At 41.9% G+C, this 12,524-nt stretch carries 11 protein-coding genes; 8 read left to right on the top strand and 3 right to left on the bottom strand.

Annotation, left to right across the window (positions count from 1 at the left end; all coding sequences use genetic code 11):
• Nucleotides 1-108 precede the first annotated feature (108 nt).
• Complete coding sequence (locus WJP93_RS12825; RefSeq protein ID WP_262536012.1) at nt 109-1,074, bottom strand: phospho-N-acetylmuramoyl-pentapeptide-transferase; 966 nt, start codon at nt 1,072-1,074, stop codon at nt 109-111.
• Nucleotides 1,075-1,296: 222 nt separating this feature from the next.
• Between WJP93_RS12825 and WJP93_RS12820 the strand changes: the two genes are divergently transcribed.
• The 4 genes from WJP93_RS12820 to WJP93_RS12805 are packed head-to-tail and all read left to right on the top strand — an operon-like array spanning nt 1,297 to nt 6,589.
• Nucleotides 1,297-2,205 carry a glycoside hydrolase family 43 protein gene (locus WJP93_RS12820; protein ID WP_337548678.1) on the top strand — a complete coding sequence of 303 codons (909 nt, stop codon included), beginning with the start codon at nt 1,297-1,299 and terminating at the stop codon, nt 2,203-2,205.
• A 36-nt stretch (nt 2,206-2,241) separates the two neighbouring features.
• On the top strand, nt 2,242-3,753 hold the full coding sequence (locus tag WJP93_RS12815; RefSeq protein WP_337548677.1) for a CapA family protein: 1,512 nt from the start codon (nt 2,242-2,244) through the stop codon (nt 3,751-3,753).
• A gap of 32 nt (nt 3,754-3,785) precedes the next feature.
• Entirely contained in the window at nt 3,786-5,816 is a 2,031-nt protein-coding gene (locus WJP93_RS12810; protein ID WP_337548676.1) for a beta-L-arabinofuranosidase domain-containing protein, read from the top strand.
• Entirely contained in the window at nt 5,813-6,589 is a 777-nt protein-coding gene (locus WJP93_RS12805; protein ID WP_337548702.1) for a discoidin domain-containing protein, read from the top strand. The genes WJP93_RS12810 and WJP93_RS12805 overlap by 4 nt, the downstream gene beginning before the upstream one ends.
• A gap of 7 nt (nt 6,590-6,596) precedes the next feature.
• On the opposite strand, the gene WJP93_RS12800 is transcribed toward WJP93_RS12805, so the two are convergent.
• Nucleotides 6,597-8,030 carry a M28 family peptidase gene (locus tag WJP93_RS12800; protein WP_337548675.1) on the bottom strand — a complete coding sequence of 478 codons (1,434 nt, stop codon included), beginning with the start codon at nt 8,028-8,030 and terminating at the stop codon, nt 6,597-6,599.
• Between the two features lie 100 nt (nt 8,031-8,130).
• Here WJP93_RS12800 and yfcE point away from each other — a divergent pair, with 100 nt between their 5' ends.
• The 4 genes from yfcE to WJP93_RS12780 all read left to right on the top strand — a co-directional run bounded on the left by yfcE (nt 8,131) and on the right by WJP93_RS12780 (nt 11,524).
• On the top strand, nt 8,131-8,688 hold the full coding sequence (gene yfcE, locus WJP93_RS12795) for a phosphodiesterase (RefSeq protein ID WP_337548674.1): 558 nt from the start codon (nt 8,131-8,133) through the stop codon (nt 8,686-8,688).
• Between the two features lie 143 nt (nt 8,689-8,831).
• A complete protein-coding gene (locus WJP93_RS12790) occupies nt 8,832-9,662 on the top strand; it encodes an Mrp/NBP35 family ATP-binding protein (protein WP_262536009.1) in 831 nt (276 codons plus the stop codon).
• 243 nt (nt 9,663-9,905) lie between these two features.
• Nucleotides 9,906-10,799 carry a 4-(cytidine 5'-diphospho)-2-C-methyl-D-erythritol kinase gene (gene ispE, locus WJP93_RS12785; protein ID WP_118612297.1) on the top strand — a complete coding sequence of 298 codons (894 nt, stop codon included), beginning with the start codon at nt 9,906-9,908 and terminating at the stop codon, nt 10,797-10,799.
• Nucleotides 10,800-10,870: 71 nt separating this feature from the next.
• A complete protein-coding gene (locus tag WJP93_RS12780; protein WP_227100623.1) occupies nt 10,871-11,524 on the top strand; it encodes a GntR family transcriptional regulator in 654 nt (217 codons plus the stop codon).
• 3 nt (nt 11,525-11,527) lie between these two features.
• Here the strand turns inward: WJP93_RS12780 and WJP93_RS12775 are convergent, their stop codons facing one another.
• Complete coding sequence (locus WJP93_RS12775; protein WP_227100625.1) at nt 11,528-12,130, bottom strand: stage II sporulation protein R; 603 nt, start codon at nt 12,128-12,130, stop codon at nt 11,528-11,530.
• Between the last annotated feature and the right edge of the window lie 394 nt (nt 12,131-12,524).

Raw genomic sequence — 12,524 nt, 5'->3', positions numbered from 1 at the left:
CTCCTTTCTCATAATAAAATAATGTTTCAATGTATTTGCGGATCGCAATTATATTTTTATGGCTGGATCCGTATGAAATAAGAGTTTCTTCTTATTTTATTAGAAATCTTATAACATAATCAGGTAAATAAGTGCTACAGACAGAATGATCTGAATGATAGCGAAACGAAAAACAGTCTGTGTGTTAGACCATCCCTTTGTCTTGCGGACAAAATCATGGATTGGTGTGCGCACATTCTTTAAAATATGGACATGAACTGTTTTGATTAATGTAAGCTTTACAAGACCAAGACCACCATCGATGATAAGCACAAGTGCAGCTAAAATATAGAGGAACGGATCATGGCACTTAAGAGCTGCGATTGCGATGAAAAGTCCCATGGCACGGGAACCTGCATCTCCCATAAGCATCTTACTTGGTGTAGCATTAAACCACAGATAGCCAAGCAGGCAGACAACAAACAGTAAGCTTAAATAATCAAAATCTCCAGTGCGTCCCAAAATTTGGTTTGCAAAGTAGAAGGTCATGATCGTAATAATCGTTAATGTTCCAGACAGACCATCTACACCATCAGCGCAGTTGGTTACATTAATAGAAATCCAGATCAGCGCGATAGAAAGAACTGCAAAAACAGGAGCTGGGATAGAAAAGCTAGATCCAGTCAGTGCAAGAGTGATCTGATTGCCATTAAAATGAAGATACGTGAATGTTACTAAAAGAGCAACAAGAAAATCAAGAATGCCCTTCTTTAAGCGTCCCCATGAAGTTTTTGCAGCATCGTCAAGATATCCAGTCATCATGCAGCAGATCAAAAGAAGAAGATAGATAATCATCTCTGGATCAACATGTGCGAATAAAACGGCAGTAATAGCAAAAACAAGGACGAAAATAAGTCCGGCACCTCTTGGTTTTCCGGCAGAGAGTGCGCCTCCTACGGCAAATTCACGCCCCTGATCCTTTGGAAGATGAGCGCTGCCTTTTGCAAGTGACACGCACGTAAGAAAGAATGCGGCCAGTATGCCGATGAAGGCAATGACGGGGCTGGCAGACTCCCCAAGTAACTGTTGAAACATGGTAAAAAGCTCCTTTCATTTCCAGACAAAGAATTGACTATGCCTGTTTTGTAAGACTGCTTTCAGTGTAGCATACTTCTGGCGTTTTGGAAAGAAGATAGTTGTGATTTTCATCATGAAAGAATTGTATCATGATGAAAATTGTGCTATACTGACGAAAGAACATGTCCTGTGAAAAAGACAGGGAAAAAGAGAACATAATGTGGAAGGAATTGGTTTGATATGGCATACTTATTTACATATTTTATCGGAGAACAGCCGCAGGGCGAGCAAATTTATTTTTCTTTGAGCAAGGATGGTCTTCACTGGAAGGATCTTCATGATGGAAAGCCAGTAATTTGCTCAGAAGTTGGAGAGTGTGGTCTGCGTGATCCATTTTTGATTCGTAAGGCAGACGGAAGTGGTTTTGTAATTATTGCTACAGATCTTTGTATTGCAAATGGCAGAGGATGGGATGCTGCAGTTAAAACTGGAAGCAAAAATCTGGCTGTTATGGAGTCGAAGGATCTCATTCATTGGAGTAAGCCGGTATTAGTAGAAGTATCAGTGCCAGAGGCAGGATGTACATGGGCACCTGAGGCAATTTATGACAGACAGCAGGATAATTATCTTGTATTTTGGGCATCTATGGTACAGTTAGATGGTGATAAAGAGCCAAAGCAGCGTATTTATGCCGCAAGAACAAAGGATTTTCATGAATTTACTAAGGCACAGGTGTATCTTGAGAAGGATAATCATGTTATTGATTCTACGATGGTGTATGACGATGGCGTATATTACCGTTTCTCAAAGGATGAGACGACAAAGAATATTAAAACTGATACAGCACCAGATTTAAATAAAGAATCATTTACAGATCGCCCTGTCCCAAATCTGGAGGCAATTTATGGAGTAGAGGGACCAGAAATCTATTATTTAGAAGATCAGAAAAAGTGGTGTCTGATCATTGACAGGTTTGCTTCCCATAAAGGATATCTTCCACTTGTGTGCGACAGCTTGAAGACAATGGATTTTAAGCCTCTTGATGAGTCAGAATTTGATATGGGAAAGACTATGAAGCGTCACGGAAGTGTAGTTGTGATTACCGATGAGGAATATGATCGCATGGCAGAGGCTTTTGGATTGGAATAAAAAGTATTAGAAAGTATTGATAAGCAGGAAAAGAAAGTGGCAGGTAAGAGAGAAGAACGAAAGAAGGCCCGTTTTCATTGGCTGGTAACTTCGTGGCTCATAGTAGCAGCAGTAATTATAGTTGGCGTGGGCGGAATAATCCTTTTTATGAATGGGTTATATCATAAGGAAATGCGTAAGGAGAACGCACAGCTTCCGCAAATGTTAGAATCAAGCAGGGATGCAAAATGGGCATATGCATTTAATGGGGAATCGCAGACAGAAAGTGAGTCAGAGTCTGAGTCACAATTAGAAAATGACTCACAATCAGAGAGCAAATTACAAACAGAAAGTGAATTACAATTAGAAAGTACTGAAGAACAAAGTATTGTAAGCACAGTCATTGAAAAAGAAGAAACACAGACGCAGACACAGGCAGATGTTTCTTCTAAGGCTGAGCCGGCACATAATGTTGTGATAGGTGATGTTAAGTCAGAAAAGCCAACATATGTAAGTCTTGTCGCAGTCGGAGATAATCTAATGCACTATGATGTGTCAATGAGCGGACTTCAGGCAGATGGAAGCTATAATTATGATTACAATTTTGCTTATGTCAGAGATATTGTACAGGCAGCTGATTTGGCAGTCATCAATCAGGAGTGTGTCATTGGAGGTGATCAGTGGGGAATCAAAGATTATCCTTGCTTCAATGTCCGTACTGAGGTAGCAGCAGCAATTGCAAATGCTGGATTTGACGTTGTACTTGCGGCAACAAATCACGTCCTTGATATAGGAAAGGTCGGCAGTCTTTATATGGTTGACTTTTTTAGAAACAATTATCCGCAGCTGACGCTTCTTGGTATTCATGACAGTTGGGAGACACGGGACGAGATTCACGTAATTGAGAAAAATGGCATAAAAATTGGAATGATCAATTATACAGATATTTTAAACTGCAAGGGAGATTATAATGCAGACGGACAATATCTTGTAGATATGCTTGACTATGATCGTCTGGCAACATTAATTCAAAGGACAAAGGAAGCCTCTGATTTTGTGATTGTGTTTCCACACTGGGGTACCGAGTACAATTTGGGAACAGATGCTTCTCAGACTGAGCAGGCAGCTTTTCTGGCAGCACAAGGAGTTGATCTTGTAATAGGAACGCATCCTCATGTTGTAGAGCCAATTGATTACATAGATCGTCCGGATGGTGGAAAAATGCTGATTTACTACTCACTTGGAAACTTTCAGTCCTTGCAGCGAAAAGAGGCAACTCTTCTTGGAGGCATGGCAAAGGTAACAATTAAGAAGGATTTTAAGGGAGCAAGAATCGTTGACTTTGATATGGAAACACTTGTGACAGATTATCGCCTTGGCGGTGTACGTGTCACCGATTATTTTGATATCATTACAACTTATCCGTGGAGTAAATATTCCAGAGCAATTGCAGAATCAGGAAATATCGGCAATGGCAATGCGAATTTTAACTTAGATTATATGTTCCAGCTTCAGGCCGAGCAGGCAGCGCAGGTACACGAGGCCAGACAAAAGGCAGGACTGGAATAAGCACGTAAGTGCAGAAAGGGAGGATATGAAAAATGGACAGCACCAAATTCAGTAAACCAATCAGTCTAAAGCGTATTCAGCTTGATGGTGGATTTTGGAAGCCAGAGATGGAGTTGGTAAGAAAGGAAGTAATTCCTTATCAGTGGGAAACGTTAAACGACAGAGTACCAGAGGCAGCACCAAGCTACTGCATGCATAATTTTAAAGTAGCAGGACGGATGAATAAAGAAAAGAGAGAGCTTGGAAGCAGGTATCAGGAACCAACATATACATTTCGTGGTTTTGAGGCACTTCCAGATGATCCAAGACATCCTGATGATGATAAGTTTTATGGATGTGTCTTCCAGGACAGCGATTTTTCCAAGTGGATTGAGGCAGTGGCATATTCATTGACACAGCATCCAGATCCAGAGCTTGAAAAGATTGCAGACGGCGCAATTGATATTGTGTGTGCAGCACAGCTTGAAAATGGATATCTTGATACCTACTATATTATTAATGGTATGGATAAGATGTTCACAAACTTAAAGGATCATCATGAGCTGTACTGCTTTGGCCATTTAACAGAAGGTGCTGTCGCTTACTATCAGGCAACTGGCAAGGATAAGCTGTTAAAGGCAGCAATGCGTTTCGCTGATTTCATTGCATCATATTTTGGAACAGAAGAAGGCAAATGTAAGGGTTATCCTGGTCATGAGATTGCAGAGATGGCACTTGTCCGTCTGTATGAGGTTACGGGTGATGAAAAATATAAAAAGCTAGCTGAATATTTTGTCAACCAGAGAGGCACGCAGCCGTATTACTTTGACAGTGAGGGCAAGGTTACAGAAAAGGAAAAGAAGACAAAGATCCGCTATCAGTATTATCAGGCACATTTGCCAGTGAGAGAGCAGAAAACAGCGATGGGTCATGCTGTTCGCGCCGTTTATCTCTACTCTGGTATGGCAGATGTGGCAAGACTGACAGGAGATGATTCCTTGTATCAGACATGCGAGACGCTTTGGAATAACATCACTACAAAACAGATGTATGTGACAGGAGGAATCGGACAGACGCATCATGGTGAGGCATTTACATTTGATTATGATATGCCAAATGATACTATTTATGCTGAGACGTGTGCATCTATCGGTCTTGTTTTCTTTGCCCGCCGTATGCTTGAGATGAATCCAGATTCAAAATACGCAGATGTTATGGAGCTGGCGCTTCACAATGGCGTTTTAAGCGGTATGGCACTTGACGGAAAGAGCTTTTTCTATGTCAATCCGTTATCTGTCAATCCAAGAAGCTGTCATGATGATCCAGGCAAGCAGCATGTAAAGCCTGTTCGTCAAAAGTGGTTTGGCTGTGCCTGCTGTCCGCCAAACTTAGCAAGATTGATCAGTTCTATTGGTTCCTATGCATACACAGAAAATGAAGATACCTTGTGGGTACATTTGTATGCAGGCGGTACTGTTGAAAAAGAGGTAAACGGACAGAAGGCGCAGGTTGTTATTACTTCTGGCCTCCCGTGGGATGGAGATGTGACACTCAAGGTAGAGAGTGAACAGCCAGTTACAATGACAGTAGCACTTCGCATTCCAGGCTGGTGCGGTGAAGATTTCGAGCTGGAAGGTGCTGTTGGCAAGGAGTGCCGTATGGAAAACGGCTATCTGTATGTCAGCGGTGAGTGGAAAGAAGGGGATTTGTTAAAGCTTCGCTTTGCAATGAAGGTAAAGGTAATGCAGGCAGACAGCAGAGTTCGTCAGGATGAGGGCAAGGTTGCCATTATGAGAGGACCGGTTGTTTACTGCTTAGAGGAAGCTGACAATGGACAGGGATTGCCGCTTGTGCGAGTAAAGCCAGATGCCGTCTTTACTGAGGAAAAGACTGATGAGCTTGGCTTTACGATGATTATGCTGCGTGTGAACGCAAAAACAAAGAAGCCGGTAACAGTAGAAAATGGCTTATATCAAACATGGCAAAAGCCAGTATATGAAGGAAAGGAACTTCGTTTCATCCCTTACTATGCATGGGCAAACCGTGGTGAAGGCGAAATGGAAGTTTGGGTAAATCAGCTATGATTAAGGTACAGGTAATTAACAAAGAAGGAACAATTATTGCAGAGGCTGCAGGAACAAGGGAAGTAAACTTACCAGTTTCACGTACATATGAAGAAGGGGATCGCGTTGTATTTTTGGCAGATGAGACTCCGGCATTTTATGTATTTCAGGCAGATGATGCATTAGGAGAGGCACTTGTCTATGTGACAGGCGAGGTTTCTTATGAGATTCCATTTGGAGAAAAGAAGGTGTGCTATTCACCGAAGATTTTCTCAGGTGAGAGTCATTTGATTACTGCCAGAAAGGCAAGAGAGTGGGAATACGAGTCATACCGCAATTTGGCAGTCAATGTGATGGATCAGCACGGAGATACTAATTGCTATCCGCACGCAACAGCAAATGTTGAAACTCGCGGTGAGTCCGTGTTTGCAGCACGCAATGCCATTGACGGTGTAACCTCAAATCATTCTCATGGCTACTGGCCATATGGTTCCTGGGGAATCAACAGAAATCCACAGGCAACAATGCGTGTTGACTTTGGAAGAGAAGTAACAACTGATCGTATTGAAATCTATACACGTGCAGATTTCCCACACGATGCATGGTGGACAAAGGCAACTGTACGTTTCTCAGATGATACTACAATGGTTTGTGATCTTGTTAAGACAGACGAAGGGCAGGAATTTACATTCCCGCCCAAGAAAGTTCGCTGGGTACAGCTTGAGGAATTGATCAAGGCAGATGATCCGTCTCCGTTCCCGGCATTGTCACAGCTAAAGGTATATGGTAAGTAATACGACGTTAATATTTTTTCTTCTTATAGTCTTCTCCAAAACGGCGGATACGCTTACGGCGTCTTTGGTTTGCAGTAAGAGCAGCAGTCAAAAGAAAAACAACAAATAGAATTAATACAATCGCAGCGGCAGCAAACAGTCCGGTCATAAATTTATGATCGCTCTCGATGACTGGCGCTGCGCTTTCGTTTGGTTCATCAAGTGAAGCATTCTGTGTTTCAGATTCAATAGATTCAGAAGTATCATTTTCAAATGAACTGTCCTCAGAGACGTTCTCCTCGATAGAGTTATCAATGCTAGACGACTCCTCTTGTGCAGCAGCGCTTGCAGCAGCCTTGCCCGCGGCAATTCCTGCCTCTGTGTTTGGAGAAATGTCAAGAAGCATTCCGGTTACGATTGCGCTTGCATCATGCAGATTTTTCTGGACACGGCCAGGAAGCAGTTCATTTAAACGATTCAGATCATCAAATTCTGTATGCATGATCTGACCGCCGGTGGAGGCAAACGCTTCATTTGCTGTCTGGTAGTGGCATGTTAAATGTGTTTCATCATTGCCGCCTGTTCCATCATCATTGCACCAAAGACTTGCTTCCATATAAAGGTAAGGAATGCCCTCCTTGGCAAAATAGTAGCTGTCACTTCCAAGAAGTCTTGTCGGAGACTGAAACTCAGTAACTTGTTCTGGAAGTGTGTAAAGGTCAAGTCCTAGATCATCTGCAATAAGATTAGCTTCGTCATAGACCCATTCACGAGTAAGCTTTCCGTCCTCATCATATTCACCGCCATAACCATAGAGACGATCACCGCCTGCGATGGAATCAATATTGATGCAGCAAAGCACATCATCAAGCAGGTTATTTGTCATCAGGTAGGTGTAGACAAAGCAGCTTGAACCGGCATATGCACCATATTCTTCTGTGTCAAAGAATACAAACTGCAAAGTACAAGGTGTGTCCATATCATAAAAGCGATGGGCAAGCTCAAGAAGAACTGACACTCCAGAGCCATTGTCATCGACACCGGCAGTTGGCATACTGTCATAGTGAGCACCGATTATGATTGTCTTGTCAGATTTACCTGGCTTAGTGACAAAATAGTTGGTTCCTGTAAAGTTAAAATGAGTAAAATCATGTGTAGAAACCTCATAGCCATAGCTTTCAAGCTGTGACTGAATCCACAAACCTGCATTAGTGACATTCTCAGAACGATTGTTTTCGTCATTAATTCGCTGTGGGAAATTCTGATAAATAGCTTCCAGATTTGCGTAAGCCTCAACACCATAGAGATCTTCTGTTTCACTTGCAGCAGATTCTGTATCTTGTGATTCAGCGGAGGTCATATCTGTTTGTATGTCAGCGCCAAGGGCAGAGGCTGGAGAAAGAAGAACAGCCGCTGACAGCGTGCAGACAGCTATTTTTTTGAAAAATGTGCGAATGCGCATAATGTAACTCCCTTCCTAATGTGGTATAATAAGTTCGGTATCACATTATAAAAGAATTTAAAGAAAAATTCAACTATTGTTTGACGAAAGGAAAAAGAGAATGAAATTATTAATTGCATCTGACATCCATGGCTCTGCCTACTGGTGCAGCAAACTGATGGATGCATATCAAAATGAAAAAGCAGACAGAATGATACTGTTAGGTGATATTTTGTACCATGGACCACGAAATGCACTTCCAAAAGAGTATGATCCGCAGCGAGTGTGTGATATGTTAAATCAAATAAGCGACCGTATTCTTTGCGTTAGAGGAAATTGTGATGCAGACGTAGATCAGTGGCTCATTCATTTTCCGATTATGGCTGATTACAGCTGGATCATGGAAAAAGATCGCGTGATTTATCTGACACATGGTCATGTGTATGGAAAAGATTTCAGAAAAGACGAAAGCTTTCCGCCGCTTCAAAAGAAAGATGTGGTGCTTTCAGGTCATACACATATTCCGATCACAGAACCGACTGACGGAGGGCTGTTCTTTAACCCGGGTTCCGTTTCAATCCCGAAAAATGGAAGCAAAAATGGTTATATGACGCTTGAGAATGGTTTATTTATCTGGAAGAGCTTTGAAGATGGTGAATACGCAAGATACAAGCTTTGAAGAACATAAGCATTGCAAACTTGCGAATGTCTGATATAATGATTGTAACTATTCAGATTCATGCAAACTTGAGTTATGTAAATAAAATTCTGAATAGTTACTAATAATGTACTATTGATCAAGAAAGAAAAGAGGAAATTAAAATGAGTGAATGCAGCAGTAAGGGAACATGTGGAAAAAGTTCCTGCGAGGGATGCAGTCAGAATACAGCAAAGGGTCCGCAGAGTATGCAGGTAAAGGAAAACGCACACAGCCGTGTAAAAAAGGTAATTGGTGTTGTCAGCGGTAAGGGTGGTGTTGGAAAATCAATGGTGACTTCTTTGCTGGCAGTTGCAATGAACCGCAAAGGTTATAAGACAGCAATTATGGACGCTGATATTACAGGACCATCAATCCCGACAGCATTTGGTTTAAATGATCATGCCGTTGCAAATGATGATGGACTGCTTCCAGAGGTAACAAAAAATGGAATTAAGGTAATGTCCTTAAATCTTTTGCTTGAAGATCAGACAGATCCAGTTGTCTGGAGAGGTCCAATCATTTCAGGAACAGTATCACAGTTTTGGACAGAGGTTTGCTGGGGTGATGTAGATTACATGTTTGTTGATATGCCGCCAGGAACAGGTGATGTTGCACTGACTGTATTCCAGTCCCTGCCGCTAGCCGGAATCGTCATCGTTACATCACCACAGGAACTTGTATCTATGATTGTAACAAAGGCAGTAAAAATGGCAGAGATGATGAACGTTCCAGTACTTGGAATCGTAGAGAATATGTCATACTTCGTATGTCCGGATTGTGGAAAAAAGCATTTCCTGTTTGGAACAAGCCATATCGAAAAAGTAGCAGCAGAGCACGGCATCTCAGTAATCGACTATCTGCCGTTAGATCCAAAGATGGCAGCATTGTGCGACGAAGGAAAGATGGAAGAAGCCCCAGAAGGACTTCTCGAAAAGATGAGCAGCTCTCTGTAAGTTAACGAAAACTGAGGAATACGCCCATTTAGTGGACGGAATTCGTAACGTAAATGGTGACTGAGGCGAATGTGATTTACGAGGCCGAAGTCACATTTAATAACTTACAGGGTTGCATACCCGAGACTTTTTTGCAATAACACTTGCAAAGAAGTCTCTTTTTTATTATAATGATGTATACAAAGTACAAGCCGTATACAAAAGAAAAGCATGTACAAGTTTTTAGAAGGGTGATAAAAAAATATGGATTTAATGCAGTTAAGAGCAATGGCTAAAATTAATCTTGGTCTGGACGTTGTCAGAAAACGTGAAGACGGATATCACGAGGTTCGCATGATTATGCAGACAATCCGCATGTTTGACAGAGTTACTGTTTATCGTATTCCAGAGCCGGAGATCCGTATATCCAGTAACTTGCATTTTCTTCCTGTGAATGAAAATAATATTGCATATAAGGCAGCGCGCATGATGCTTGAAAGTCAGCCTGTTCGCGGTGGTGTCAGCATCAGCCTTCAAAAGCGTATTCCAGTGGCAGCAGGTATGGCTGGCGGCAGCGCAGATGCAGCAGCTGTATTATATGCGATGAACAGAATCTTTTATATGGGCTATACATTAGAAGAATTGATGGATTTTGGACTTAGATTAGGTGCAGATGTTCCATATTGTTTGATGAGAGGAACAGCACTTGCAGAGGGTATTGGAGAAGAACTTACAAGACTGCCGGCATGTCCGCCGTGCTACGTTGTCATTGCAAAGCCAGCAATTTCCGTTTCCACACGATTTGTCTATGAAAATCTGCGTCTTGATGAGACAACAAGACATCCTGATATTTATGGTTTAGCAGATGCAATATGCCGTCAGGATCTTTATGGCATGCTTCCATATATGGGAAATGTGCTTGAGAGTGTTACGATTCCGGCATATCCGATTATCGGAGAGATCAAGGAGCGCTTTATGGAAAATGGAGCCTTAATATCGCTTATGAGTGGAAGCGGTCCAACCGTATTTGCATTGTTTGACAATTATGAGATGGCACTTCGCGCAAAAGAAGCTCTGCTAGAGTGGGGACAGGTTCCGCTAGTCTATGTCACAGATTTGTACCGTGTTCGCGAGGAGACACCAGTAAATTATTGGTAATGAGTGTCACATTAACAGTAACTACATAAATGGTTACTAAAAGAAAATAAGAGTGAGAAAGAGAGGTCCGTATGGAGGATTTCCAGATAAATGAATACCTCCCTCTTAGGGATGTTGTATTTGAAACACTCCGACAGAAAATACTAAAGGGAGAGTTAAAACCAGGAGAACGTTTGATCGAGGTAGCACTTGCACAGCGTCTTGGTGTAAGTCGTACACCGGTTAGAGAAGCAATTCATAAATTAGAGCAGGAAGGTCTTGTTGTGATGGCACCGCGAAAGGGTGCACAGGTAGCAACAATCTCCGCGCAGAGTGTGAGGGATGTATTAGAGGTTCGAAAGGCAATGGAATGTCTTGCTGTCTGTCTTGCCATTTCCAGAATCACACCGCAGGAGCGTATAGCACTGCGTCAGGCAGAGGAAGCATTTGCTACAGCAAGCAGAGGAAACGATCTTCGCCTGATTGCGCAAAAGGACGAAGAGTTTCATAAAGTCATTTATATGGCGACAAAAAATCCAAAGCTAGATATGCTCTTAAACAATCTAAGAGAGCAGATGTATCGATATCGCTTTGAATATATTAAAGATGCGAATATGCGCGAAGATTTGCGGCGTGAGCACAGAGAGATCACTGATGCCATCATAAAAGGAGAGTGTGAGCGGGCAAAGGCAGCGATAAGTATTCACATCGATAATCAGGAAGAAAATATTTTAAAAAACTTATAATAGCTAGAAGAAAAGTCCGAGCGTAAGCTTGGGCTTTTCTTTTTGGCAGATTTCATCAAACAAGTCAGGACCAAGCAGATCAAAAAGTGTCTGACCAGAAGAATCTGGCACGTCAATAAAAGCTTCATTGGCAAAACAAAGAGGCGGAAAGGCAAGGCACCACCAGTTTGAGCCGCGTCCGCTTCCTATTGTCACAAGAAGTGTGTCGTATATACCGGCTGGAAATTGATAGTTTCCATATGTTTTATAAGGAAAGAGATGGGAACCGAGTGTGCACGAGGCGTAATTTTGTGCGCCATAATTGGACAGCACATAATTGCAGTAAGCATTTAAAAATGGGAGGCTTTCATGCAAAAGTGTGAGTGCCTCTTCTTTTGTCTGTATATCTGAAAGTGCAGGAGAAAGAAGAGTAATCATTTTTTTACTCAATTCATTTTTTTCATACTGGTCAATTGAAGAATCGCTGTCTGCAAGGACGCGAAAGCGTAAAAGTTTATCAGAAAGCAGGGAAGAATCATTTTTTCGATATGGGTGAATCAAAAGAACAAATGTGAAAAGTGTTGCAACGGCTAAAAGAAAAATTGTGAGTTTTTTTCTGTGTGTCATTTTGAAAATCAATACCTCCTTATCATGTTGTATAAAGTATTAACCAAAATATGGAAAAATATACGAAAACCGCGAAAATCAAAGTGTTCTGGACACATTCCTTGACAAGGCTTTCAAAAACCGATATACTAACCGTGTGTGTCGTGTAGTCAGGATTTATAGCAAATCCGCACGGCAAAAAGACGCTGATGGAGACAGTAATCTAAGCATAAAGCAGGACAGCGAACCGCAAAGGATGAGAGGCGGATACTGCGGGCAAAAGATGAACATCACTCCGGAGTTGCCGACTGAAATGATAGACTGTCTGTTAATGACAGAGTGCTAAAGTAAGTCAGGACGTTATTCCAACGTTATCGGAAAGCATATATCATACAGCGATGGTATACGCGCTGTA

The sequence above is a fragment of the Anthropogastromicrobium sp. genome (genome assembly GCF_037349415.1).
GTDB lineage: Bacteria > Bacillota > Clostridia > Lachnospirales > Lachnospiraceae > Anthropogastromicrobium > Anthropogastromicrobium aceti.
Note: the sequence above shows the minus strand (reverse complement) of the source record. Positions and strands in the feature narration are given on the sequence as shown.